At 75.4% G+C, this 23,736-nt stretch carries 22 protein-coding genes; 14 read left to right on the top strand and 8 right to left on the bottom strand.

The window, feature by feature from the left end:
* The first annotated feature begins 78 nt into the window (after nt 1-78).
* Together V2S66_RS18020 and V2S66_RS18015 are read left to right on the top strand one after the other, a co-directional pair.
* Entirely contained in the window at nt 79-531 is a 453-nt protein-coding gene (locus V2S66_RS18020) for a DUF4442 domain-containing protein (RefSeq protein WP_330796653.1), read from the top strand.
* Nucleotides 532-675: 144 nt separating this feature from the next.
* On the top strand, nt 676-1,335 hold the full coding sequence (locus V2S66_RS18015; protein WP_330796651.1) for a DedA family protein: 660 nt from the start codon (nt 676-678) through the stop codon (nt 1,333-1,335).
* 34 nt (nt 1,336-1,369) lie between these two features.
* Here the strand turns inward: V2S66_RS18015 and V2S66_RS18010 are convergent, their stop codons facing one another.
* A complete protein-coding gene (locus V2S66_RS18010; protein WP_330796787.1) occupies nt 1,370-1,906 on the bottom strand; it encodes a gamma carbonic anhydrase family protein in 537 nt (178 codons plus the stop codon).
* 175 nt (nt 1,907-2,081) lie between these two features.
* Between V2S66_RS18010 and V2S66_RS18005 the strand changes: the two genes are divergently transcribed.
* Together V2S66_RS18005 and V2S66_RS18000 are read left to right on the top strand one after the other, a co-directional pair.
* Nucleotides 2,082-2,852, top strand: a complete 771-nt coding sequence (locus tag V2S66_RS18005) for an acyltransferase (protein WP_330796648.1) — start codon at nt 2,082-2,084, stop codon at nt 2,850-2,852.
* A 31-nt stretch (nt 2,853-2,883) separates the two neighbouring features.
* Nucleotides 2,884-3,414 (top strand): YbaK/EbsC family protein, encoded by a 531-nt coding sequence (locus V2S66_RS18000; protein WP_330796647.1) that lies wholly within the window; start codon nt 2,884-2,886, stop codon nt 3,412-3,414.
* A gap of 60 nt (nt 3,415-3,474) precedes the next feature.
* On the opposite strand, the gene V2S66_RS17995 is transcribed toward V2S66_RS18000, so the two are convergent.
* Nucleotides 3,475-3,882 (bottom strand): CoA-binding protein, encoded by a 408-nt coding sequence (locus V2S66_RS17995; protein WP_330796645.1) that lies wholly within the window; start codon nt 3,880-3,882, stop codon nt 3,475-3,477.
* 125 nt (nt 3,883-4,007) lie between these two features.
* Between V2S66_RS17995 and V2S66_RS17990 the strand changes: the two genes are divergently transcribed.
* From V2S66_RS17990 to V2S66_RS17980, 3 genes are all read left to right on the top strand, one after another.
* Complete coding sequence (locus V2S66_RS17990) at nt 4,008-4,640, top strand: YigZ family protein (protein WP_330796643.1); 633 nt, start codon at nt 4,008-4,010, stop codon at nt 4,638-4,640.
* Between the two features lie 118 nt (nt 4,641-4,758).
* On the top strand, nt 4,759-5,925 hold the full coding sequence (locus V2S66_RS17985; RefSeq protein WP_330796642.1) for an exonuclease SbcCD subunit D: 1,167 nt from the start codon (nt 4,759-4,761) through the stop codon (nt 5,923-5,925).
* Nucleotides 5,922-9,155: an SMC family ATPase gene (locus tag V2S66_RS17980; RefSeq protein WP_330796640.1), complete on the top strand. Its 3,234-nt coding sequence runs from the start codon at nt 5,922-5,924 to the stop codon at nt 9,153-9,155. The genes V2S66_RS17985 and V2S66_RS17980 overlap by 4 nt, the downstream gene beginning before the upstream one ends.
* Before the next feature lie 21 nt (nt 9,156-9,176).
* On the opposite strand, the gene V2S66_RS17975 is transcribed toward V2S66_RS17980, so the two are convergent.
* The gene (locus V2S66_RS17975; protein ID WP_330796639.1) at nt 9,177-9,623 is read right to left on the bottom strand and encodes an Lrp/AsnC family transcriptional regulator; all 447 of its coding nucleotides are present in this window, start codon (nt 9,621-9,623) and stop codon (nt 9,177-9,179) included.
* A 94-nt stretch (nt 9,624-9,717) separates the two neighbouring features.
* On the opposite strand from V2S66_RS17975, the gene V2S66_RS17970 reads away from it, so the two are divergent.
* Nucleotides 9,718-10,194: a rhodanese-like domain-containing protein gene (locus V2S66_RS17970; protein ID WP_330796637.1), complete on the top strand. Its 477-nt coding sequence runs from the start codon at nt 9,718-9,720 to the stop codon at nt 10,192-10,194.
* Nucleotides 10,195-10,280: 86 nt separating this feature from the next.
* Here V2S66_RS17970 and V2S66_RS17965 read toward each other — a convergent pair whose 3' ends face one another.
* The 3 genes from V2S66_RS17965 to V2S66_RS17955 form a co-directional block, all read right to left on the bottom strand.
* On the bottom strand, nt 10,281-10,805 hold the full coding sequence (locus V2S66_RS17965; protein ID WP_330796635.1) for a GNAT family N-acetyltransferase: 525 nt from the start codon (nt 10,803-10,805) through the stop codon (nt 10,281-10,283).
* A 209-nt stretch (nt 10,806-11,014) separates the two neighbouring features.
* Complete coding sequence (locus V2S66_RS17960) at nt 11,015-12,703, bottom strand: DUF885 domain-containing protein (protein ID WP_330796633.1); 1,689 nt, start codon at nt 12,701-12,703, stop codon at nt 11,015-11,017.
* 57 nt (nt 12,704-12,760) lie between these two features.
* A complete protein-coding gene (locus V2S66_RS17955) occupies nt 12,761-13,264 on the bottom strand; it encodes an Lrp/AsnC family transcriptional regulator (RefSeq protein ID WP_330796631.1) in 504 nt (167 codons plus the stop codon).
* Nucleotides 13,265-13,324: 60 nt separating this feature from the next.
* Here V2S66_RS17955 and V2S66_RS17950 point away from each other — a divergent pair, with 60 nt between their 5' ends.
* A complete protein-coding gene (locus V2S66_RS17950) occupies nt 13,325-14,521 on the top strand; it encodes a trans-sulfuration enzyme family protein (RefSeq protein WP_330796630.1) in 1,197 nt (398 codons plus the stop codon).
* Nucleotides 14,522-14,663: 142 nt separating this feature from the next.
* On the opposite strand, the gene V2S66_RS17945 is transcribed toward V2S66_RS17950, so the two are convergent.
* Nucleotides 14,664-16,148 (bottom strand): GNAT family N-acetyltransferase, encoded by a 1,485-nt coding sequence (locus V2S66_RS17945; protein WP_413966419.1) that lies wholly within the window; start codon nt 16,146-16,148, stop codon nt 14,664-14,666.
* 241 nt (nt 16,149-16,389) lie between these two features.
* Here V2S66_RS17945 and V2S66_RS17940 point away from each other — a divergent pair, with 241 nt between their 5' ends.
* Nucleotides 16,390-17,073, top strand: coding sequence for a helix-turn-helix domain-containing protein (locus tag V2S66_RS17940; protein WP_330796626.1), 684 nt, complete (start codon nt 16,390-16,392; stop codon nt 17,071-17,073).
* A gap of 168 nt (nt 17,074-17,241) precedes the next feature.
* Complete coding sequence (locus V2S66_RS17935) at nt 17,242-17,766, top strand: HAD domain-containing protein (protein ID WP_330796625.1); 525 nt, start codon at nt 17,242-17,244, stop codon at nt 17,764-17,766.
* A 74-nt stretch (nt 17,767-17,840) separates the two neighbouring features.
* Here the strand turns inward: V2S66_RS17935 and pdxR are convergent, their stop codons facing one another.
* Nucleotides 17,841-19,304: a MocR-like pyridoxine biosynthesis transcription factor PdxR gene (gene pdxR / locus V2S66_RS17930; protein ID WP_330796623.1), complete on the bottom strand. Its 1,464-nt coding sequence runs from the start codon at nt 19,302-19,304 to the stop codon at nt 17,841-17,843.
* A gap of 47 nt (nt 19,305-19,351) precedes the next feature.
* Between pdxR and V2S66_RS17925 the strand changes: the two genes are divergently transcribed.
* The 3 genes from V2S66_RS17925 (at nt 19,352) to V2S66_RS17915 (ending at nt 23,550) form a co-directional block, all read left to right on the top strand.
* Nucleotides 19,352-20,398 (top strand): DMT family transporter, encoded by a 1,047-nt coding sequence (locus V2S66_RS17925; protein ID WP_330796621.1) that lies wholly within the window; start codon nt 19,352-19,354, stop codon nt 20,396-20,398.
* Nucleotides 20,399-20,481: 83 nt separating this feature from the next.
* Nucleotides 20,482-20,868, top strand: coding sequence for an effector-associated constant component EACC1 (locus tag V2S66_RS17920; protein ID WP_330796619.1), 387 nt, complete (start codon nt 20,482-20,484; stop codon nt 20,866-20,868).
* Between the two features lie 3 nt (nt 20,869-20,871).
* Nucleotides 20,872-23,550, top strand: coding sequence for a caspase, EACC1-associated type (locus V2S66_RS17915; RefSeq protein WP_330796618.1), 2,679 nt, complete (start codon nt 20,872-20,874; stop codon nt 23,548-23,550).
* Nucleotides 23,551-23,736 lie beyond the last annotated feature (186 nt).

The raw sequence follows: 23,736 nt of genomic DNA, 5'->3' as shown, positions 1-23,736 counted from the left end.
CCACATGGCGGGAAACACTAGGGGAGCGCGCCCGGCGGTTGCACGCCGGATGCCGTTACTGACTGGTAACATCCCACCATGTCCGAGACGATGCCCTCGATAGGCGAACTCCTGACGGCCACCGTGCCGATGGTCCGCACCCTGCAGCTGGAGTACCTGGAGACGACCGCGGAGCGCGCCGTGCTGGCGATGCCCGACCGGCCCGAGTACCAGAACCACGTCGCGGGCCCGCACGCCGGCGCGATGTTCACCCTCGCCGAGTCCGCGAGCGGCGCCGTGGTGCTCGGCGCCTTCGGGGACCAGCTGGGACGGGCCGTCCCGCTCCCGGTGCGCTGCGAGGTGGCGTGGACGAAGCTGGCCCGCGGGCCGCTGACGGCCGTCGCCGAGCTGGGCCGGCCGATCGCCGAGGTCGTCGCCGAACTCGACGCGGGACAGCGCCCCGAGTTCCCCGTCGAGGTGTCGGTGCGGCGCGAAGACGGCGCGGAGACCTCGCACATGACCATCGTGTGGACGCTGCGTCCCAACAGCTGACACCATCAGGCCGCTGCGGCCGCAGGCGGCCGACCAGCCCAGACGCGCCGTTGGCCGGAATGTTTCGTCCGGCCGGTCGGTTAGGCTTCCCTGAGTGCGCGCGCGTCGCGCACGACCGAGCGTCGTCGCGGGGAGGGACCGGCTGTGCACGTCCAGGACTGGCTCGACGGCATTCCACCGGTCGCCGTCTACCTGATGGTGGGACTGGTCGTCGGGGTGGAGAGCCTGGGCATCCCGCTGCCCGGCGAGATCGTGCTGATGACCGCCGCGCTGCTGTCCTCCCAGGGGCACTGCAACCCGTGGCTGGTCGCCGCCAGCGCCATCGTCGGCGCCGTCGCGGGCGACTCGGTCGGCTACTCCATCGGCCACAGGGGCGGCAAACCCCTGCTGGAACGGCTCGGCAAGAGATTCCCCAAGCACTTCTCGCCCGGCCATGTCGCCACCGCGGAACGCTCGTTCCAGCGCTGGGGCATGTGGGCGGTCTTCTTCGGCCGCTTCGTCGCGCTGCTGCGGATCTTCGCCGGGCCGCTGGCCGGCGTGCTCAAGATGCCGTACCCGAAGTTCCTGTTCGCCAACGCGCTCGGCGGCATCGTGTGGGCCGGCGGCATCACCGCGATCATCTACTACGTCGGCGTGGTCGCCGAGCCGTGGCTCAAGCGCTTCGGCTACATCGGCCTCGCCATCGCCGTCCTCTTCGGCCTCGGCTCGATGCTCTACGTGCGCCGCCGGGCCGCGAAGCTGCAGGCGGCCGAACCGGAGCCGGCCGCCGAACCCGAAGTGGCGGCCGCCCCCGCCGGGGAGTGACCGGCAGGGCTGCGCGACCGCGTGATGCGCGCGGTCAGGCGCCGTCCGGCCCGCCGGGGCCGGGAAGCGCCTCGCGGTGGACGGCGGCCAGCGCCACGTAGTGCTCCGCGTTCAGCCGCAGCGCGGCCTGCTCGTCCTCGGAGAGCGACCGCAGGACCTTCGCGGGGACGCCCGCGACCAGCGAACCCGCCGGAACCTGCATGCCCTGCGGTACGAGGGCGGCCGCCGCGACGAGCGAACCCGCACCGATCCGGGCGCCGTTGAGGACGGTGGCGCCCATACCGACCAGGACGCCGTCCTCGATCACGCACCCGTGCAGCACCGCGTTGTGGCCGACGGTCACCCCGGCGCCGACCACGGCCGGGAAGCCGGGATCGGCATGCACCGTGCAGTTGTCCTGCACGTTCGAGCCGGCGCCCAGGCTGATCGACTCGCAGTCGCCGCGCAGCACCGCGTGGTACCAGACGCTCGCGTCCGGCCCGAGCGTGACGTCACCGAGGATCACGGAGGTCGGCGCCGCGAAGGCGGCCGGGTCGACCGCCGGCGTCCGGCCCGCGACGCCCGCGATCAGCGCACCCGCCGGTGCGGGCGGTATCGCCCGGGGCGTGCTCCCGCGCTGCTCCACCTGGTCCGTCATGCCCGCCGTCCTCCTCAGTCGCCGTGCCCGCGCCCCCGCCCGCGCCCGTGACCGGCAGAAGGCGCAGGTCGCGCCGCTGCCGTCCCTCCGCACCGTATACGGTGGGCTCGTGCCAGGAAACGAGAACGTGTTCTTCTCCACTGTCGCGCGGGTCACGGCGTGGCGCCGCCGTGCCGTCTCCCGGCTCGTGCACCGCGGCAGGCGCTGGGTACGGGAGGCCGGCGCGGTCACCGCCGCGCGTCCCGGCCCGTTCCGCTTCGAACGGATCGGCGCGGGCAGCCGGCTGGCCTTCCCGCAGGGCACCGTCTTCGGCGAGCCCTGGATCCGGATCGGCCGGGACTGCATGATCGGCGAACAGGTCACCCTCTCCGTCGGCCTGGTCCCCGCGGACCCCGCGGACGTCGACTACGGTCCGGAACCGGTGATCAGGATCGGCGACGGCGCGGTCATCGGCCGCGACAGCCACATCGTCGCGCTGGCGCCCATCGTCATCGGCGACAAGGTCTTCTGCGGCCCCAACGTCTATGTGACCAGTACCAATCACGCCTATCACGACACCGAGCGGGCGATCGGCGAGCAGTGGCCGAGCGCCGCACCCGTCGAGATCGGCTTCGGCTGCTGGCTCGGGGTCAACAGCGTGATCCTCCCCGGCGCCCGGCTCGGCCGGAACGTGGTGGTCGCGGCCGGCGCGGTGGTGCGCGGCGAGGTGCCCGACCACTGCGTCGTCGCGGGCGCGCCGGCCCGGATCGTCCGCCGCTGGGACCCGGTGGCGGGCTGGCAGCCGCCGTTGCGCGATCCGGCGCCGCGCCCGCTGCCCGAGGGCGTCACCGCGGAAGAACTGCTCGACCTGGCCGCGTTGGAGCAGCCGGCGGGAGCCTGACGCGCTGCGGGCGTTTGTTAGGTTGCGCCGTATGCGCGCACCCATCGGCCACTTCGAAGACGTCCGCCCGGCCACGGAGAGCGGCGACCTGCTGCCGCCGCCGGTCGCCGCGGCGGTCACCGCCGAGATGATCCACGTCGACACCGACCCGGCGAAGGCGGACACCGCCGCCTTCGTCGAGACCTACGGCCGCGAGCTGCTGGAGACCTCCGCGAACTGCGTGGTCGTCGCCGGCAAGCGCGGCGGCGAGACGACCTACGCGGCCTGCCTGGTGCTCTCGACCACCCGCGTGGATGTCAACGGCACGGTCCGCCGCCATCTCGGCGTCCGCAAGGCGTCCTTCGCCGCCATGGACACCGCCGTGGGGGAGACCGGCATGGAGTACGGGGGCATCACCCCGGTCGGGCTGCCCGCGCACTGGCCGATCCTCGTCGACCGTGCCGTCGTCGACACGCCGTACCTGGTCATCGGCAGCGGACGGCGCCGCGGCAAGCTCATCGTGCCCGGCCCGGTCCTGGGCGCGCTGCCCGGTGCGGTCGTCCTGGACGGCCTCGGCGTCTGACGCCCCGCCCGCGGGAAAGGTCAGCGCGGCCGGGAAACGATCGGCGCAGCCGGGACATGCTCAGCGCAGTTGCGGGATCTCGATCGCCGGGCAGCGGTCCATCACCATCGCGAGCCCGGCCGCCCGGGTGCGGTCGTACGCGCCCTCGTCGACCACGCCGAGCTGGAACCAGACGGCCTTCGCACCGGCCGCCACCGCCTCGTCGGCGACCGCGCCGGCCAGCTCGGAGTTGACGAAGACGTCCACCACGTCCACCGGGAAGGGGATCTCGGCCAGCGAGGCGTACCCCTGCTCGCCGTGCACCGTCTCCGCCTTCGGGTGCACCGGCACCACCCGCTTGCCGAACCGCTGCAGGACCGCCGCCACGCCGTACGCGGCCCGCGACGTGTTGGTCGACAGGCCGACCACCGCCCAGGTGTCGCCCGACTCCTCCAGGATCCGCCGCACCGTCGCCTTGTCGCCGTACACCTGTCCTCCAGCCGCCCGCCGTCGTCCGCCCGCGGGCTCGTGCGCCGATACGCGCGGGCCCTGCCGTTCCACGTGGTCGAACGCCCGACCGCGCCCCGCCATTCCCCCGCGGTTAGGCTGAACGGATGGTTGACCGCTATGTGACGGTGGCGCGCGCGGGCGTGTACGAGAGCGAGATCAAGCGCTCCCGGTTCCTGTGCGCCCTCGCACCCGCGGACAGCGAGGAGGCCGCCCAGGCGTTCGTCCGTGGCGTGCGCAAGGAGCATGCTGGCGCGTCCCACCACTGCTTCGCGTACGTCATCGGCCCCGACGGACGGCTGCACCGCGCCTCCGACGACGGCGAGCCGGGCGGCACCGCGGGCACGCCGATGCTCCAGGTGCTGCTCGGGCGCGAGGTGCGCGACACGGTGGCGGTCGTGACCCGCTACTACGGCGGCGTGCAGCTCGGCGCGGGCGGACTGGCCCGCGCGTACGGCGGCGCCGTCTCCGCCGCGCTCGACGAGATCGGCACCACACTGCGGCGCCGCCTCGCACTGATCGCGGTCACCGTGGACCACCAGCGCGCCGGCCGGCTGGAGAACGAGCTGCACACCGCGGGCCACACCGTCCGGGAGGTGGCCTACGGCGCCGCCGTCACGCTCCGTCTCGGCGTCCCCGAGGCCGAGGTGGCCGCTTTCCGCGGGTGGCTCGCGGACGCGACGTCGGGTACCGCGAGCTGCGAGGTGCACGGCAGCGCCTTCGTCGACGTCCGGGCCTGAACCGGACGGCGGACCGCGTCCGGCCGCCCGAGGCCGGCGGGGCGGGCGCGCCCCGGACACGGCGGACCTGCGGGTCCCCGCACCCGGCGGCGGAGCGGGACGCTAGTCTTCGGGGATCATGCGCTTCCTGCACACCTCGGACTGGCACCTCGGGCGGTCCTTCCACCGGGTGAGCCTGCTCGACGCTCAGCGGGCCTTCCTCGACCACCTGGTCGCCACCGTGCGCAGCGAACGCGTCGACGCCGTCCTGGTGGCCGGCGACGTCTACGACCGGGCGGTGCCGCCGCTCACCGCCGTGGAGCTGTTCGACGACGCCCTGCACCGCCTCGCCGAGCTGGGCGTGCCCACCGTCATGATCTCCGGCAACCACGACTCGGCGCGGCGGCTCGGCGTCGGCGCCGGCATCATGGGCAGGGCCGGCATCCACCTGCGCACCGACCCGGCGAGCTGCCACCAGCCGGTGCTGCTGGCCGACGCGCACGGCGAGGTGGCCGTCTACGGCCTGCCGTATCTCGAACCCGCCCTGACCCGCGAGGAGTTCGGCGCCGCACGGGCCGACCACACCGCGGTCATCGGTGCGGCCATGGACCGCGTCCGCGCCGATCTCGCGGCACGCCCCGCGGGGACGCGCAGCATCGCCCTGGCCCACGCCTTCGTCACCGGCGCCGCGCCCTGCGACAGCGAACGCGACATCACCGCCGGCGGCGTCGAGGCCGTCCCCGCCGCGCTGTTCGACGGCGTCGACTACGTGGCGCTCGGCCATCTCCACGGCTGCCAGACGCTCGGCGAGCGCGTCCGCTACTCCGGTTCGCCGCTCGCCTACTCCTTCTCCGAGGAGCACCACCGCAAGAGCATGTGGCTGGTCACCCTGGACGCCGCCGGCGGCGTCGAGGCGGAACGCGTCGACACCCCCGTGCCCAGAGCGCTCGCCCGGCTGCGCGGACGCCTCGACGACCTGCTCGGCGACCCGGCGCTCGACCGCCACACCGAGGCGTGGGTGGAGGCGACCCTCACCGACCCGTTCCGGCCGCACGAGCCGATGGCCGCGCTGGCCAAGCGCTTCCCGCACATCCTCAGCCTCGCCTTCGAGCCGGAGACCGGCGACGCGGACACCTCGGCGTCCTACGCGCGGCGGCTGCGCGGCCGCAGCGACCAGCAGATCGCCGAGGACTTCGTCACGCACGTCCGGGGCGCCGCCGCCGATGCGCGCGAACAGGCCGTGCTGCGCGAGGCGTTCGACGCGGTGCGCGCCGACGCGGTCCGCACGGAGGCGATCGGCGGGTGAGGCTGCACCGGCTCGAACTCGCCGCCTTCGGACCCTTCGCAGGCCGGCAGCGCGTCGACTTCGACGAACTGTCCGCGGCCGGGCTCTTCCTGCTGCACGGCCCCACCGGGGCGGGCAAGACCTCCGTGCTGGACGCGGTCTGCTTCGCCCTCTACGGCCAGGTGCCCGGCGCCCGGCCCGCCGCCCGGCTGCGCAGCGACCATGCGGCGCCGGCCACCGTCACCGAAGTGGTGCTCGAACTGACCGTCGGCGAACGCCGGCTGGAGATCACCCGTCGCCCCGAACAGCCCCGCGCGAAGAAACGCGGCACCGGCACCACCCTGGACAAGGCGGTCACCCTGCTGCGCGAGCGGGTCGACGGCGAGTGGCGCGGACTGTCCAGGTCGCACCAGGAGATCGGCGAGGAGATCAAACAGCTCGTCGGGATGAGCTGCGAGCAGTTCTGCCAGGTCGTGCTGCTTCCGCAGGGCGAGTTCGCGACGTTCCTGCGGGCGAGCGCCATCGAGCGGGCGACGCTGCTCGGCCGGCTCTTCGACACCCGCCGCTTCCAGGGGGTCGAGCACTGGCTGCGCGACCGCAAGGCCGACGTGGCGCAGCAACTCGCCCTCGGTGATGAGGAGTTGCGCCGACTGGAGGCGCGGCTGCGGCAGGCCGCGGGGCCCGCCGCGGACGACGGCCCGGACGACGGCCCGGCCCGCAGCGCCGGTGACGGCGCCGGCGAACCGGACACGGCCGCATCGCTGCCCGTGCTCGCGGCCGTCCTGCGCTGCGATGCCCGCGAGTGGCACGCGGTCACCCGCCAGGCGACGACCCACGCCGAGTCCGCGCACGCCGCGGCCACCGAGACGCTCGCGGCCGCCCGTCACCTCGACGCGCTCCAACGCCGCCACGCCGACGCGCTGGCCCGCGCGGCCACCCTGGACGCCCACCGCCCGGCCCGCACCGCCGCCCGCGCCGCGCTCGCGCTGGCCCATCGGGCCGCGCTGGTCGACCCGGCCCTCGCGCTGCGTGACAAGGCCGCCGCCCAGCACGCCTTTTCCGCCACCACGGCCGCCGCCGCGCTCTCGGAACTCGCCGCCGTCGCCGCCCAGGACGCTCCCGTCACCTCCGCCGCCGCCCCCGCCGGCTCCGCGCCGAGCGACCCCGCCGCCCGGCCCGGCGGCGGCATCCTGTCCGCCGTGGGCGACGACGCCGCGCCCCGCGCGGGCGGCGGGGACGTGCCGGCGGCCCGCCGCCCCGCACGTGATGAAGCGGGCGTGCCGGGTCCGCGCTCGGCCGCCTCGGCCGCGGGTGGCGACCCCGACCCGGAGCTCGCCGCGGCGCTCGCCCGGCGGGCGGGGGAGCTGCGGGAGGAGCTGGGCGGGCTGGAGGCCGCGCGGGACGCGGAGCGGCAGCTCGCGGAGATCGCCGGGCGCCGTGCGGCACTGGAGCGCGAGGAGCGGGACGACGAGGACGTCGTACGGGAGTGCGCGGCGTGGCTGACCGAATGGCCGCTTCTGCGGGGGCGGTTGACGGCGCGGGTGGACGCCAGGCTGGAGAACGCCGCGCGGGCCGCCGGGTCGGCGGCCGAACTCGACGCGGCGCGGCGCCGCGCGGAGGCCGCCGCGAGCCGGGACCGGCTCACGGAGGAGTCGGCGGCCGCCGCCGACCGGGTGCGCGACGCACGCGACCGCGCGGCGGCGGCCCGCGAGCGATGGCACGACCTGCGCGAAGCCCGCATCGCCGGAATCGCCGCGGAACTGGCCGGCGCGCTCACCGACGGCGACCCCTGCCGGGTCTGCGGGGCCACCGAGCACCCGGCGCCCGCGCGGCCGTCGGCGCGGCAGGTCGGCCGCACCGACGAGGACAGCGCGTTCGCCGACTTCCAGCGGGAGAGCGCGGCGTACGACAGCGCCCGTGACCGGCTCACCCGGCTGACCGCGGAGCGGGACGCCGCCGCGGCCGACGTCGGCGACACCCCCTACGCCGAACTCGCCACCGCGCACGAGGTGCTGGCGCGCGAACACCAGCAGGTGGCGGCCGCGGCGCAGGACGTCGGCGCGGCCCAGGCGGCGCTCGCCGGCGCCGAGAGCGAGCGCGACCGCCGTACCGCGCAGCGCCACCAGGCACAGGAGCGCACCGCGGGGCGTACCTCGCGCCGCGAGGAACTCGACGACCGTCAGGCGCGGTTGGCGGCCGTACTGGACAGGGCGCTCGTCGGGCACGCAGGCGTGGAGGCGCGCCGCGGGCAGCTGGCGTCCCGCATCGCGCTGCTCGACCGCGCCGCGCACGCCGTGCGGGACCGGGCCGACGGCGGACACCGCCTCGCCGAGGCGGAGGCGGCGCTCGCCGACGCCGCGAGCCGGGCCGGCTTCGGCTCCGTGCGGGAGGCCGCCGCCGCGCTGATGCCGCAGGCCCGGCTGTGGGACGCGCAACGGCAGGCGGACGTCTGGGCGAAGGAGGAGGCCGCGCTGGAGGCCGACCTGACCGCGCCGGAACCCGCGGCCGCCGCCGCGCTGCCGCCCGCCGACCCGGCGACCGCCCAGCACGCCCTCGACGACGCCGGGCGGCGGCTGCGTGCCGCCTCGACGGCCGAGTCCGCCGCCGCGACCCGCTGCCGCGAACTCGACCTGCTCAGCGCGCAGGCCGCCGCCCGGGTCCGGGAGCTCGGCCCGGCCCGCGAGGAGTTCACCCGCATCCGGCGACTCGCCGACCTCGCCTCCGCCAACTCCACCGAGAACCGGTACCGGATGGGGCTGGAGACCTACGTGCTGGCGGCGCGGCTGGAGCAGGTCGCCGCGGCGGCCGGCGTGCGGCTCCAGCGGATGTCCGGCGGCCGCTACACCCTCGTGCACTCCGACGCGCGCAGCGGCGGCAGGGCCAAGTCCGGCCTCGGTCTGCTGGTCGTGGACGCCTGGACCGGCACCGAGCGGGACACCGCCACCCTGTCCGGCGGCGAGACCTTCTTCGCCTCGCTGGCCCTCGCGCTGGGCCTGGCCGACGTGGTGACCGACGAGTCCGGCGGCACCCGCCTCGACACCCTCTTCATCGACGAGGGCTTCGGCAGCCTCGACGACCAGACGCTCGACGAGGTCCTCGACGTCCTGGACGGCCTGCGCGAACGCGACCGCGCGGTCGGCATCGTCAGCCACGTCGCCGATCTGCGCCACCGCATTCCGGCGCAACTGCGCGTCGCCAAGGGCCGGGACGGCTCCACCGTGCGGATGCGCGCCGCCGCCGCGCGTACCTGACCGGGCGCGTCCCTGCGCGCCTCACAGGACGAGCGGCCGCCGCTCCAGCGGCGAGGAGTACACCACGCTCGTCGTCACCGCTCCGAGCCCGGAGATCCGCCCGGCGACCTCCTCCAGATGCCGCATGGAGCGGGCCGCGACCTTCATCACGAAGCAGTCGTCGCCGGTGACGTGGTGCGCCTCCAGCACCTCGGGGGTGCTGTCGAGCAGATCGTGGAAGGGCTTGTAGTTGCCGGTCGGGTAGCGCAGCCGCACCATGGCCAGCACGGGCAGCCCGACGCGCTCGTGGTCGATCACCGCGGAGTACCCGGTGATCACCCCGGCCTCCTCCAGCCGCCGCACCCGTTCGGTGACGGCGCTCGGCGACATCGAGACGGCCCGCGCCAGTTCGGCGTAGCTGGCCCGGCCGTCCTGCTGCAGGGCTTCGAGCAGCCGCCAGTCCGTGGCGTCGAGGGAAAGCGTGGTCATACACCAGGAATAGCAGGGGAATCCCCTGCGGAACAAGGCCGACCCCGTGGATCGCCCCTTCAGGGCGGCGGCCCGCGACCGTAGGTTTTCCGTCATGACCACACCGCACCTGACCAGCACCGGCGCCGCCGCGTACGGGACCCCCGAAGCCGCCGCCGGATACTTCGCCGCGGCCCTCGCCTTCCACACCGACGTCTCGGACGTCGCCGCGGCCCTCGCCGGCGGCGGCGACCCCGGCTTCACCCTGGTCGACTCGCGCAGCACCGAGTCCTGGCACCAGGGCCGCATCCCCGGCGCGGTCCACCTGCCGACCGCGCTGATCCCGCAGCGCGCCGCGCAGCTGCTGGACCCGGACCGGCCCGTCGTCGTGCACTGCTGGGGACCGGGCTGCAACGGCGCCCTGCGCGCCGCCCTGGCCCTGGCGACCCTCGGCTACCAGGTCAAGGAGATGCTCGGCGGCATCGAGTACTGGGTGCGCGAGGGCTTCGCCTACGAGACCGCGCAGGGACCGGCGCGGCGCGAGCCCGACGCCCTGGTCGCGCCCCTCGCCGCCGACGACTGCGGCTGCTAGGGCGGCAGCACGGGCACCGGCCGCACCGGCACCGGCCGCACGGGCACCGGCCGCACGGGCGGTACCGGCCGCACCGGCACCGACCGCTACTCGGGCATCGTCGTCAGCTCGTACGCCCACAGCTCGCCGCGGTCGGCGACCCGCTCGAAACCGATGCGCTCCAGCACCGCCTGCGAGGGCCGGTTGCCGGGTTCCGTCGTGGCCAGCACCACCACGACCTGGGGCTGCGCCAGCGCCCACTGGCACAGCGCCCGTGCGGCGTCCGTCGCCCAGCCCAGGCCGCGGGCCGTCACCGACAGGTCGTAGCCGATCTCGACCGCGCCGCGGTCCGGCGGGCCGTGGAAGCCGACACCGCCGAGCGCCGTGCCGTCCTCGGTCCTCACGATCGCGAACAGTCCCCAACCGGGCTGGTACACACCGGCCTTGGAGGCGGCGACGGTCATCATCGCGGCGCCGACCGTCCCCTCGCCCGGCACCCCGTCGATCCACACCAGGGCGGCCGGCTTGCCGTCGGACAACTGCGCGGCATCCTGCGGCAGCTGCTCCTTGAGGGCCAGCCGGCCCTGGGTCAGCACCAGCCGTCCGCCGTCGTGGGAAGCGTGCAGGGTCATCGGTGCGTACCGCCTTGTCGTCGCAGGAGAACGCCCGGCGCGGGCCGGGGACCAGCAGGGTAACGGCACAGCGCGGCGGTGGGTTCCAGGGGGTCGCGGCAGCCGCACCGCACGGCGGCCGCGGCGGGGAGGGCGTCCCTCCCCGCCGCGCCCGCCGGCCGGTCGCCAGGACCGGGCCGGCGCCGTACGGCCACCGCGTCCCCGCGGGGCTACAGCACCGAGATCTCCGCCACCAGGTCGTCAAGACCGAGCGAGCCCAGCGACAGCGCGGCCATGTGCCACGCCTTCGCGTCGAAGGCGTCGCCGTGCGCCGCCCGCGCCGCCGCGCGGCCGGTCAGCCAGGCGCGCTCACCCAGCTTGTAGCCGATCGCCTGGCCGGGCATGCCCAGGTAGCGGATCAGCTCGCTGTCCACGAAGTCCGGCTGCCGCCCGCTGTGCATGCCGAAGAACTCCCTGGCCAGCTCGGGCGTCCAGCGCTCGCCGGGGTGGAAGGGCGAGTCCGCGGGGATCTCCAGCCGCAGGTGCATGCCGATGTCGACGATGACGCGGTTGGCGCGCATCATCTGCGCGTCCAGGTAGCCCAGCCGCCGCTCGGGGTCGGTGAGGAAGCCGAGTTCGTCCATCAGCCGCTCCGCGTACAGCGCCCAGCCCTCCGCGTTGGCGCTGACCATGCCGACGGTGGCCTGGTAGCGCGAGAGACTGGCGGAGACGTGCGCCCACTGCGCGAGCTGCAGGTGGTGACCGGGCACACCCTCGTGGTACCACGTCGACACCAGGTCGAAGAGCGGGAACCGGGTGCGCCCCATCGTCGGCAGCCAGGTGCGGCCCGGCCTGCTGAAGTCCTCCGACGGCGCGGTGTAGTACGGCGCCGCGGCGCCGCCGGGCGGCGCGATCCGCGACTCCACCTTCTTGACCCGGTCGGCCAGTTCGAAGTGGGTGCCGTCCAGTGCCTCGATGGCCTCGTCCATCAGGGCCTGCAGCCAGTCCCTGACCTCGTCCACGCCCTCGATCGCCTGGCCGTGGTCGTCCAGGTGCCGCAGCACCTCCCAAGGAGTCGCGTCGGGCAGGATCTTGCCGGCCTCGGCCACCATCTCGCCGTGCAGCCGGTGGAATTCGGACCAGCCGTAGGCGTACGCCTCGTCCAGGTCCAGCTCGGTGCCGTTCCACAGCTTGGCCCACAGCGCGTACCGTTCGCGGCCCACCGTGTCCGACGTGCCGGCGACCGCCGGGGCGTAGGTGTCGCGCAGCCAGTCGCGCAGCTCGGCGTACGCGGCGGTGGCCTCGGCCGCTGCGGCGTCCAGCTCCTCCCGCAGCCCCTGCGGCCCCTCCGCCACCAGCAGCGCGAACCAGCTGCCGGAGCCGTCCTCCCCGGTCCACTCGGTGAACTGGCCGACGACCGTCTCCACCTGCTTCGGACCCGCGGGCAGGTCCCGCTCCAGGCCCCGGGCGAGCGACGCCCGGTAGCCGTCCAGGGCCGCGGGCACCGCGCGCAGCCGGGCGGCGAGGTCCGCGTAGTCCTCCGGGGTGTCGGACGGCATCAGCGTGAACGCCTCGCGGATCGCGTGCGCGGGCGAGTTGAGGTTGCTGACCGCCCTCAGGTGCTCGTCCGCGGCGTGCACGGCCAGCTCCGCGCCGAGCCGTTCGCGCAGCAGCCGGGCGCAGCGCCGCTCCGCGTCGTCGTCGCCACCGGGCCGCGCCTCGGCCTCCGTCAGCAGGTCCAGCGTGGCACGGGCGAGCGCGGCGCGGGCGTCCGCGCCGCCAGGCGAGAAGTCCGGCAGCCGCCGGGAGCTGCCCGGGACGCCGAGGTACGTGCCGAGCAGGGGGTCGAGTGCGACGAGGTCGTCGACGTAGGCGTCGGCGACCTGGCGGGGCAGCGTGCTGCCGGAGGTAGTGGACATGCGGCCATCCTGATACGAGCGGGGGCCCCGCGTCACCACCATAGCCACGGCGGCGCCTTACGCGTCGCGCGTAACCGCCGCGGAAGGGCGCTGCGGCGGCAGCAGCGGGCCGCACTCCCACTGCTGGAAGATCAGCCGGGTCTCCACCCGGGCCACCTCGCGTCGCGAGGTGAACTCGTCGAGCACCAGCCGCTGCAGGTCCGCGGTGTCGGTGACGGCCACATGCACCAGGTAGTCGTCCGGGCCGGTCAGGTGGAACAGCGCCCGCGACTCCGGCAGGCCCCTGATCCGGTCGACGAACGGGTCGATCAGCTCCCTGCGGTGCGGCCGCACCTGCACCAGCAGCAGCGCTTGCAGCCCGCGGCCGAGCCGGGCGGCGTCCAGCCGCAGTTCGTGGCCGAGGATCACGCCGCTGCGGCGCAGCCGGGCCACCCGGTCCAGGCAGGTGGAGGGCGCGACGCCGACCGCCGCGGCGAGGTCCCGGTAGGTGGTCCGGGCATCGTTCTGCAGCAGCCGGAGAATCTCCAGGTCCACCGGATCGAGGAGCACGGAATCGGTCATCGGCCGAACGTAGCACGGTGGATCCCCCACACCGCCCGCCCGGCGTTCAGTCTGGGCGCCATGGAGACACGAGCCGCAGTGACCCCGCCGCGCCCCGACCGGGCGCTCGCCACCGAGGCGGTGCACGCAGGTCGCGAGGACCTCGCCGGGCTGGGCGTGCACGCCGTACCGCTGGACCTTTCCACCACCTATCCGTCCTCCGACAGCCGCGGCGAGGCGGCGCGCCTCGACGCCTTCGCCACGACCGGCGCCCGCCTCGACGGGCCGCCGGTCTACGGGCGGCTGGACAACCCGACCACCGCCCGCTTCGAGACCGCCCTCGCCCGGCTGGAGGGCACCGAGGCCGCCGTCGCCTTCGCCAGCGGCATGGCCGCGCTGACCGCCTGCCTGCTGGCAAGGTCCGCCGACGGACTGCGGCACGTGGTGGCGGTGCGCCCGCTGTACGGGTGCAGCGACCACCTGCTGACCGCCGGCCTGCTCGGCACCGAGGTCACCTGGACCGACCCGGCAGGCATCGAGGACGCGATGCGCCCCGACACCGGACTGGTGGTGGTGGAGACGCCCGCCAACCCCACCCTCGCCGAGGTCGACCTGCGGGCGATCGCCCACTCCTGCGGCACCGTCCCGCTGCTGGCCGACAACACCTTCGCCACCCCCGTGCTGCAGCGGCCCGCCGAGTCCGGCGCGCGCGTCGTGCTGCACAGCGCCACCAAGTACCTCGGCGGCCACGGTGACGTGCTCGGCGGTGTGGTGGCCTGCGACGAGGAGTTCGCCCGCAGGCTGCGGCACGTGCGGTTCGCCACCGGCGGCGTCCTGCACCCGCTGGCCGGATACCTGCTGCTGCGCGGCCTGTCCACGCTGCCGGTCCGGGTGCGGGCCGCCTCGGCGACGGCCGCGGTGCTCGCCGCCCGGCTCGCCGACGACCCGCGCGTCACCGCCGTGCACTACCCGCGGATCGGCGGCGCGATGATCGCCTTCGATGTGGCAGGCGACCCGCACGCCGTGATCGGCGGCGTACGCCTCATCACGCCGGCGGTCAGCCTCGGCAGCGTCGACTCGCTCATCCAGCACCCGGCGTCGATCAGCCACCGCATCGTCGGCGCGGACGACCGGCGGCGCGGCGGCGTGGGCGACCGGCTGCTGCGGCTCTCGGTGGGGCTCGAGGACGTCGAGGACCTGTGGCAGGACCTGGACGGAGCGCTGGCGGCGTCGGTGGCGCCGGAGCTGCCCGCGCGGGCCGCGGCGCCCGCCGGGTAGCCCGGCCGGTTCGGCGCGGTTCCGGTCGGCGCGGTTCCGGTCGGCGCGGGGCGGTTCCGGACGCGGCGGCGGTGGCGCGGTCCGGAACCGGCGGGACGCCGGGGCGTACGGGTTCGGCGCGTGCGGGTCAGTGCGTACGGGTTCAGCGCGGGCGGCCGGCGATCCAGGGCAGGTCGTCGAGCGGCCGCCGGCGGCCGGCGGCCTCCGGGGAGCCCGCGGACCCCTCCTGCGGCACCGGCAGGGCGGCGGTGATCACCAGCGTGCCGTCCTCCACCTGGTAGTCCAGCGGGAGGCCGAGTTCGCGCATGGCGGCGACCATGCCGGTGTTGGCCGATCGCGTGACGGCGTAGACGCTCCCGCGGCCGGCCTCCACCGCCATCTCGACGAGCTTGCGCAGCAGCGCCCCGCCGATCCCGCGGCGCTGCCACCCGTCCTCGACGATCAGCGCGATCTCGTTCTCGTCACCGTCCCAGAGCAGGTGGCCGAGGGCGACGAGCCGGCCGGACGCGGTCTCGACCGCCAGCGAGCGGCCGAACCGCGGGCTGAGCAGGTGCGCCAGATAGCGGTCGGCGTCGGCGACCGGGCCGTGGTAGCGCATCGCGAGGGTGTCGGGGGAGCAGCGCTCGTGCATCGCGGCCGCCGCCGGCAGGTCCTCGGGAGCGGCCCGGCGGATGGTGATCTCGTTGCCCTCGGGCAGGGTCAGGACGTCCCTGCGGGCCGGCATGCGCACGCCGAGCCGCGCGTCCAGCTCGACCAGGGCGCGGGCCCGGGCGAACTCGGTGGGGGTGAACGGCAGATGGTCGCGCTGCACGGTGATCGTCCCGCCGGAGGGGTCGCGCAGCCGCATCACGGTCGGTTCCAGGACGTCCTCCACGGGTGCGGCGCCCTGCACCGGCCCCTGCCCCGGCGTGCCGCTCCGGTCTGCCGGCGTCGACCTGATGGTGCACCGCCCGAACAACTCCCGCAGGGCGAGGGGGAGTTCGGCGGGGTCCAGCGCGGTGCGGGTGGCCAGGGTGAGCATCCGGGTCGGGGTGTCCACCAGGTCGTGGGCGTCGGCGCGCTCCAGCCAGGTGTCCGCGCCGCCCGCGTCGGCGACGGTCAGCACCAGCGCGGCGGCCGGCAGCGCCGCGGGCGCGCGCAGCAAGAACTCGTCGACGGTGCCGCCCTCGGGCAGCGGGTGCGTCTGGAGGGTGACGATGTCGACCCTGCTGCACGCCAGCGCGGTGCAGATCCGGCCCAGGGTGCCGGGTGTGTCGGCGACGGTCGTGCGCATCCGCCACAGCGAGGACTCGGCCTCGTGCTCGGCGGGCTCGGTCGCGGGCAGTGAGGAGGTCCGCGTACCGTGCTGCGGACCGTGCGCCGCTCGCGGGGACGTCGGGGACTGCGGGGAGAGCGCGGACGGGGGCGCGTGGCTGTGCCGGCGGGCCCACCAGGTGTGGAAGGCGGCGGCGGCCAGCAGCGCCACGGACGAGGTGACCAGCAGCACCCGGCCGTCCGGGCCGTGGCCCACCAGGTCGGCCACGAAGTCGGCGGCGGCCATCGCTGTGAAGAGCGCGGCCACCTCCGCCAGGTCGTGGCCCCAGCGGTGGCGCCGGGCCGGGCTCTGTGCTGAGGACAAGTGAGGCATACCCCTACGATGCACAACCGTTGTTGCCTGACCGCGAACGGACCATGACCAGAGGGTAAAGCGCCCTTCTCCCCGGTTAACTTATACTTTCAACCTTTTTGGACGCCCGCAGACGCCGCCCGGAATCCCCGGACTCCGGGCCGAGCCGGCGCCGGGATTCCCCCGCGTGGCGGAGGCCGCCCGGTTGCGCGACGCTGGAAGGGCGGACTCGCGCCGTCGCCGCGCGGAGGGAGGACCTGGCATGAACCAGCCAGTCGTACCGGATGCCGTACAGGAGGTACGCACGCCGGACCCGCGCGTGCTCGCCCACCGCATCGCCGATCGCCGTCTCCAGCTCGGACTGAGCGAGAGCGCTCTCGCCACCCAGGCCGGGATGGCGCCGCGCTACCTCCAGCACCTGCTGGCCGCCGGAGTCGACTTCGACCCCGCCGGCCTGCGCAGGATCGCCTGGGTCCTGCAGCTGACCTACGACGAGCTGCTCGGCGGCCGCACCGACCTGCCGCCCGGGCAGAGCGGGCCGTCCGAGCACCCCGCGCTGTTCCGGCTCACCACGCCCGAGTGCTGGGACCGGATCGGCATCCGGGGGGTCGGCAGGGTCGCGGTCGCGGCGGACCCGGCGCCGACCGTCTTCCCGGTCAACTACGCGGTGGACCACCACTCGATCGTCTACCGCACCGCGCCGGGCGAGGCGACCGCGCCGGACAGCGGCTCGCCGGTGTCCTTCGAGATCGACCACCTGGACGACCGGGCCGGCCGGGGATGGAGCGTGCTCGTCACCGGCACCGCGGAGCGGATCGACGACCCGGTCAGCGTGCGGCGGCTCCACGAGCGGCACAGCGCGGAGCCGTGGGCCGGCGGCGACCGCGACCTGTGGATCCGCATCCTGCCCGAGATGGTCGGGGGCCGCCGCATCGGGAGCCTGTGAGCGGGCGGTGGCCCGCCCGTCCGGGGGACGCCGACGTCCCGGGCACGTCGACGCCGGTCCGTCGACGTCCGCCCCTCGACGTCGGGTGCGGCGGGCTCCGGTGACGCGACCTCCGGCGCCCTGCCGCCGGCACAGACCTGTACCGGCCGGGCGCGCTATGGTGCCGTCGTGATCGGCGCACCGCGGCTCACGCTGCTGTTCCTCGACGTCGACGGACCGCTCATCCCGTTCGGCGCGACACCGCGGCAGCTCCCCGGCGGCTACCGCGTGCACCAGGCCGCGTACGGGCGGCCGCAGGCGACGGCGAACCCGCTGCTCAGCCGGATCGACCCGGCGTACGGGCCCCGGCTGCGGGCGCTCGGCTGCGAGCTGGTGTGGGCCACGACCTGGATGTCCGAGGCGAACGAGGCGATCGCGCCGTGGCTCGGCCTGCCGCGGCTCCCCGTGGTCGACTGGCCCGACCCCGCCGAGGACGGACCAGGGCAGCTCGGACTGCACTGGAAGACCCGCCCGCTGGTGGAGTGGGCGGACGGCCGCGACTTCGTCTGGATCGACGACGAGATCACCGCGGTGGACCGCGCCTGGGTGGCGGCCCGGCACCCGGGACGCGCCCTGCTGCACCGGGTGGACGCCCGGCTCGGCCTCACGGACGAGGACTTCACCGCCGTCGGCGCGTGGCTGCGCGCGGCGTAGGCGTCGCTACGGGAGCGCGTCCGCCCGTCCGCCCGGTCAGCTGCCCGGTGGGCGCGCACGGGCGACGCACCTGCTCACGCGGCGTCGCGGGCGGCGGCGGCCAGCAGGCGCACCGCGGCGGTGAGCGCCTCCGGGGTCAGGTGGGCGTACCCGACGACCAGCGAGACGGCTCCTGCGTCCTTCGGCGCCCGGTCCGAAGCGGCGAAGCGGTAGTCGCTCAGCGGGCGCAGCCTGAGGCCGGCCGCGGCCGCCGCGGCGAGCAGCCGCGCGGGCGGGCCGTAGCGCTCGGGAAGCGTCACGATGGCGTGCAGTCCGGCCGCGATGCCCTCGACCCGCGCGCCCGGGAGGTGCGCCGCGAAGGCGGCGACCAGTGCGTCGCGGCGCTGCCGGTACAGGCGCTGGCAGCGGCGCAGTTGACGGTCGTAGTGGCCGCCGGCCACGAACTCCGCGAGCACCGCCTGCTCGGTCACCGGATTGCCCAGGTCCATGGTCCGCTTGCGGACCGCCGCCGCGGCGAGGATCTCCGCGGGCGCGACCAGCCAGCCCAACCGCAGCCCCGGCGCCAGGGACTTGCTGACGGACCCGGTGTACGCCACCTGTCCGGGCTCCAGTCCCTGCAGCGCCCCGACCGGCGCGCGGTCGTACCGGAAGTCCCCGTCGTAGTCGTCCTCGACGACCAGCGCGTCCGTCTCCCGTGCCCACGCCACGAGTTCGGCCCGCCGCCGGGCCGAGTACGCCACGCCGGCCGGGAACTGGTGGCTCGGCGTGACGATCGCGGCGCGCACCCGTGCGGCGGCCAGCGCCGCCACGTCGAGCCCTTCACCGTCCACCGGCACCGGGACCGCGGTGAGGCCGGTCGCCGCGAGCAGTCCGCGGTGCTCGGGGCTGCCCGGGTCCTCGATCGCCACGGCGCGCTCCCCCCGGTCGTGCAGCACCAGCCCGAGCAGCGTGTGGGCCTGCGCCACACCGGAGGTGACCATCAGCAGATCGGGGTCGGCGGCCACCCCCCGCCGCCGGGACAGGAGTTCGGCGAGCGCCGCGCGCAGCACGGGCAGCCCGCGCGGGTCGGGATAGCCGAAGGCGCGGTGCGGCAGCCGTGCCACCACCCGGCGGTGCGCGGCCGACCAGGCGGCGCGCGGGAAGAGCGACAGGTCGGGCAGGCCGGGGCGCAGGTCGAGCGGCCCGCCCCTGTCGTCCTCGGAGAAGAGCGTCGTCGCGGCGCCGGCCGCGGCGGGGGCGCCCTGCGCCACCCATGTCCCCGCCCCCTGACGTCCCGTCAGATATCCCTCGGCGACGAGCTGTTCGTAGGCGCCGGTGACCACACCTCTCGACACCCCGAGATCCGCGGCCAGTTCACGGCTGGAGGGCAGCGCAGTGCCCGCGGCCAGCCGGCCCGACCGCACGGCCTCGCGCAGTGCCGTCTGCAGCGCCCGCCCGCGCCCGCGCACCGGCATCCGTGCCGGAAGCAGCAGCTCCCACGCCGCCGGCCAGCCGGCCGTCGTGCCGCGCGCGGGCGAAGTGGTCCCGTTGTCCGTCATGGAAATGGACCTTAAACCGGACCGGTCAGGTCCGTAGCGTCGACGCCGTGAACTCCTCCCAGCGCACCGGAGCGCTGCTCGCCGCGCTCGCCTGCGTCCTCGTCGGCGCGTCCTTCACCGCGGGCGGCGCTCTCGTGGACTACCCGCACGCCGGCGGCCAGACGCTGCGGTACGGCGCGGCGTGCCTGCTGCTCCTGGGGCCTGCCAGGCGGGGCGCCGGGACCCGGCTTCGGGCGCTGACCGCACGGCAGTGGGGACTGGTCGCGGGGACCGCGGCGGTCGGGATGGTCGGCTTCAACCTGTCGGTGCTGGCCGCGGAGCGCACCGCCGAGCCGGCCGTGCCGGGCGTCCTCGTCGGCTGCGCGCCGATCGTGGTGGCGGTCCTGGTGCCGCTCGCCTCGCACCGCCGCCCGTCGGCGGCGGTGAGCGCGGGCGCCGTGCTCGTCGCGGCCGGCGCCTTCGCCGTGCAGGGCTGGGGCGGCACCGATCGCGCCGGGCTGTGCTGGTCGGTGCTCGCGCTGGTGGGGGAGGTGGGCTTCGCCCTGCTGGCCGCGCCGCTGGTACGCCCGCTGGGGCCGCCGCTGCTGTCCGCGTGCGTGAGCGGGTTCGCCGCCGCGGAGGCCACCGTCCTCGCCCTGGCGTCCGACGGGTTCCGCACGCCCGGCGGCGCCGAGACGCTCGCGCTCGGCTGGCAGGCGGTCGTGGCGACCGTCGTCGGCTTCGTCTGCTGGTACGGCGGGGTGCAGCGGCTCGGCGCCGAGCGCGCCGCCCTCTTCTCCGGCCTGATCCCGGTCTCGGCCGCGCTCACCGCGCCGCTGGTCGCCGTCGGCACCTTCGGCGCGGGACGGCTCGGCGGCAGCGGGCTCGTCGCCGCGGGAGTGGCCCTCGGCTCGGGCGCGCTGCGCGCGCCGCGCACCCCCGGGACGGTGCGCGCCGCGCCCCCTGCCGCCGCGGAGGCGGCGCCCGTCGGGACGCCGGCGGCTCCCGGCGTGCGGCAGCGCAACTCGTCCCTGCCGTCCTCCCCGGCACCGGACGGGATCCTGATCTCCGACGGGTCGTGGCGAGACACGGCCAGAGGTCATGGATGTGGCTGAACCGGCACGTTTCGCGGCGCACTGTGGCAGCATCCGCTCCAGGCGCCGTGGATTCCGCGCGCGTCGTACGGAGAGGCGTGCCGATGCGGTTGGAGATCCGGGCGGCGGACAGTGAGGACGGCGCCGCGCTGCGGGACTTCTACCGCTGGCTGCGCCAGGACGACGACGGCCCCGAGCAGGTCGGACTCGCACCCGATGCCGCGGGTCCCACCGGGGCGATGGGTGCGATGGAGGTCGTCGAGGTCGTCCTCACCCAGTCCTTCGCCCTGGCCACCCTGACCATGCAGTACGCCGGCTGGCGCCGGAGCACCGCTGCCCGGCCGCCGACCGCCGGCTTCACTTTCACGCGCGCCTCCGACGGCCTGTCGGTCACGGTGGCGGGCGGCTCCGACGACGAGGTGCGCCGCGTCATGGCGCTGCTGGCCGACGCTCCGCCGCCGCCCGACAGCGGCGGCCCGAACCCCCTGTAGGACATGGAACTCGCCGATCCACAACGCTCATTCGCCGTCCTCATAGGGGCGGCGCGCTACGCCGCGCCCGCGCTGGAGGACCTGCCCGCGGTGGCCAACAACCTCACCGGACTACGAGACCTGCTCCAGGACCCCCAGGTCTGGGGTCTGCCGGAGAGCCACTGCACGCTGATCCCCGAGCCGGCTTCACCCGCCGACGTGCTGGACGGCGTGCACGCCGCGGCCCAGCAGGCGCAGGACACCCTCCTCGTCTACTACGCGGGGCACGGTCTCGCCCACCCGGACGTCAACGGGCTGTTGCTCAGCCTGCCCGGCACCGACCCCGAACGCCCCTACACCGCGCTGGACTTCGATGCGGTGCGACGTGAGGTCCTGGGCGCGGGGCGCGGCGTCAACCGCGTGGTGGTCCTCGACTGCTGCTACGGCGGCCGGGCCTTCGAGGGCGGCATGAGCGGCGCGGTGGGGGCGGTGCAGGTCGCCGAGCAGACCCGGATCGCCGGCTCGTACCTGCTGACGGCGAGCGCTGCCACCCGGCAGGCGCAGGCGCCGCCGGGGGAGGAGTACACGGCGTTCACCGGCGAGCTGATCCACTTGCTGGAAGGCGGTCTGCCGGGCGGCGAGTCGGTGATCGAGGTCAGCCGGATCTACGAGCACTTGCACGCCGAACTTCGCTCCAAGGGAAGGCCGTTGCCGCAGCAACGGCTCAGCAACACCGGCCGCACCATGGCATTCGTCCGCAACCGGTACGGCGCGGGCGGCGGCCGCCCGGCCCCGGCGGACCCGGTGGCCACGGTCCCGAACGAGCTGCGGCAGATCCTGCGTCGTCGGCCCCGGGACATCGTGGAGGCGGTGCGGGCGCTGCGGGACGGCGGGTCCGCAGCGGGGACCGAACTGCTCGCGTACGCGGGGGCGCTGCGGCCCGTGCAAGAGGTCGCGACCATGCTGTGGCTGCTGCCCGGCGAGGAGAACCTGGCTGATCGGGACGTCCTGTGCGCGACGGTTGCCAGGCGTGATCCCCATGAGATCGGAGCCTGCTTGGAGGCTCTGCACGCCCTGGAGGGGGTGGACGGGGCCGAGCGGCGCCTGCTGGAGGAGGTGGCACGCAGGCCCACGCAGAGCATCGCCGCCACTGTGCAGGAGCTGCGGGCCTGGGGCTTCCACGAGGAGCGCGGGATGCTGCTCGACTTCGTGCGGGCCGGGTTGCGGACCACGGACGATGTCCTGGACCTGCTGGGCGCCATGTGGTCGGCGGGCCTGGACGGGGACGCGGAAGGGCTGTTGCGGACGGCCGTGGTGGGTTCGCCCGAGGAGGCGGTGGTGCTGGCCGACGCGCTGCTCACCATCGACCGGCCCGACGAGGCCTTCGCGTTGTACCTGGCCCACGCGCCGGTGGTGGCAGGGCGGCCCGTCACGGAGACGACACGGGTGCTGCAGGTGATGACCGAGGCCGGCCGTGACGACGCGGCGCGGCAACTGCTGGAGGCAGCCGTCGCGACGAACCCGCCGGGCATCGTCGCGGAGCTGTGCGAGTCGCTGTCGTCGGTGGGTCTGGACCCTCTGGCGGCGATGACCGCGAGGGCCGCGGCCTCCGCGGACACCCGTGCGGTCAGAGCGCTGGCCGACGAGTTGCGTGATCGTGGCCGCGACGCGAACGTCCTCCACCTGGTGCAGGCCGCGATCGGGCGTTGCCCGCTCCTGGAGGTGCCGCAACTCGTCGACACCCTGCGGGAGATGGGACGGCCGGTGGATGCCAACCGGCTGATCGCCACGGCCGCCGCCGAGCGCGCGCCCGAGGAGGTGGTGCTGCTGTGGCGCTGGTTCGCCGGGCGGCGACGGGCCCGCGACGGGGACCTGCTCATCGCCGGTTGCGACACGCGGTCGGCCGGCGATCGCCTCGCCATGCTGGCCATGCTCTGCGCTGAGCGCCGGGAGGCGTCCGTGGCCCGCGGAGTGAAGGGCCCTCCTCCCGCTCCCGTAGCGGACGAACCGCTGCTGGCGTCGGTGCTGGAGTCGCTCGTCCTGGTCGGCGACGACGACCTGCTGGCCACACTGAAGGTGCTGCGGGAGACCGACCAGCCGCTGGTGCTGCACGCGTTTCTCGCAGCCCTGGTCCGGCAGGATCCCGAGACGGCGGTGGAGGACATGGAGCGGCTGCACCGGTTGCGGTACGCGCCGGAGTCAGCCGTCCTGCGCGCGCTGCTCGCGGACGCCGGGACAGGCGGCGTGCGCGACCTCGACCCCGGGGACGTGCGCACGGCGCTGGGTCGGGTGAGCACTCGCCCCGAGGAGTGCGTGTACGCGATGGCGGCGCTGTGCGCCGCGGGCCGCGAGGCCGCGGTCATCAGCTCGCTCCTCGGCGTCACGCACGCCGCGCGCGCCCGGGTGACAGGACAGCTGCTGCTGCTCATGCGCCGCCAGGGGCTGGAAGGCTGCGCGCGGGCCCTGATCCGCGAGCAGGCCGCGTACTTCGCGGTGCAGTACCCGGGCGGTTGGGGGCTGCTGCTGCAGCAGCTGGCGGACGACGACCTCGACGAGTATCTGGTCTTCGCGCGTTCCCTGGGCTCCGAGAGCACTGCCCGACCTGAGGGCGGCGGAGGTTCCGACAACAGTCCCGCGACCGCGGAGCACCCGCGGGCCGAGGGTCGCCGGCGCTGGTTCCGCGGCCGCGGCGAGCCGACCTGAGGCATGCAGCCCGGCACCCCGGGTGCCCCGCCTTCCGATCGTGCCCCGCATCGCCCGCGGCGTGCGACGTCGCCCGCCCGCCTGCCTGCCCACTCGGGCAGGCAGGCGCTGGCACAGGCCGCGGCAATGCCGCGGCGCGGTCGCGCAGATATCCGCCGATATTCCCCCGGGAGGGGCGGGAACTCC

It is taken from the genome of Actinacidiphila polyblastidii (assembly GCF_036353415.1).
GTDB classification, from domain to species: Bacteria; Actinomycetota; Actinomycetes; order Streptomycetales; family Streptomycetaceae; genus Actinacidiphila; species Actinacidiphila polyblastidii.
The sequence above is the reverse complement of the archived record's forward strand: the minus strand, read 5'-3'. Positions and strand labels throughout refer to the sequence as shown.

What these genes read in the sequence shown, in the direction of transcription:
- V2S66_RS18020 (WP_330796653.1), top strand. Translation starts at nt 79, where the DNA reads ATGTCCGAGACGATGCCCTCGATAGGCGAACTCCTGACGGCCACCGTG.
- V2S66_RS18000 (WP_330796647.1), top strand. Translation starts at nt 2,884, where the DNA reads ATGCGCGCACCCATCGGCCACTTCGAAGACGTCCGCCCGGCCACGGAG.
- V2S66_RS17990 (WP_330796643.1), top strand. Translation starts at nt 4,008, where the DNA reads ATGGTTGACCGCTATGTGACGGTGGCGCGCGCGGGCGTGTACGAGAGC.
- V2S66_RS17985 (WP_330796642.1), top strand. Translation starts at nt 4,759, where the DNA reads ATGCGCTTCCTGCACACCTCGGACTGGCACCTCGGGCGGTCCTTCCAC.
- V2S66_RS17975 (WP_330796639.1), bottom strand. Translation starts at nt 9,623, where the DNA reads ATGACCACGCTTTCCCTCGACGCCACGGACTGGCGGCTGCTCGAAGCC.
- V2S66_RS17970 (WP_330796637.1), top strand. Translation starts at nt 9,718, where the DNA reads ATGACCACACCGCACCTGACCAGCACCGGCGCCGCCGCGTACGGGACC.
- V2S66_RS17965 (WP_330796635.1), bottom strand. Translation starts at nt 10,805, where the DNA reads ATGACCCTGCACGCTTCCCACGACGGCGGACGGCTGGTGCTGACCCAG.
- V2S66_RS17960 (WP_330796633.1), bottom strand. Translation starts at nt 12,703, where the DNA reads ATGTCCACTACCTCCGGCAGCACGCTGCCCCGCCAGGTCGCCGACGCC.
- V2S66_RS17955 (WP_330796631.1), bottom strand. Translation starts at nt 13,264, where the DNA reads ATGACCGATTCCGTGCTCCTCGATCCGGTGGACCTGGAGATTCTCCGG.
- V2S66_RS17950 (WP_330796630.1), top strand. Translation starts at nt 13,325, where the DNA reads ATGGAGACACGAGCCGCAGTGACCCCGCCGCGCCCCGACCGGGCGCTC.
- V2S66_RS17945 (WP_413966419.1), bottom strand. Translation starts at nt 16,148, where the DNA reads ATGCCTCACTTGTCCTCAGCACAGAGCCCGGCCCGGCGCCACCGCTGG.
- V2S66_RS17940 (WP_330796626.1), top strand. Translation starts at nt 16,390, where the DNA reads ATGAACCAGCCAGTCGTACCGGATGCCGTACAGGAGGTACGCACGCCG.
- pdxR (WP_330796623.1), bottom strand. Translation starts at nt 19,304, where the DNA reads ATGACGGACAACGGGACCACTTCGCCCGCGCGCGGCACGACGGCCGGC.
- V2S66_RS17920 (WP_330796619.1), top strand. Translation starts at nt 20,482, where the DNA reads ATGCGGTTGGAGATCCGGGCGGCGGACAGTGAGGACGGCGCCGCGCTG.
- V2S66_RS17915 (WP_330796618.1), top strand. Translation starts at nt 20,872, where the DNA reads ATGGAACTCGCCGATCCACAACGCTCATTCGCCGTCCTCATAGGGGCG.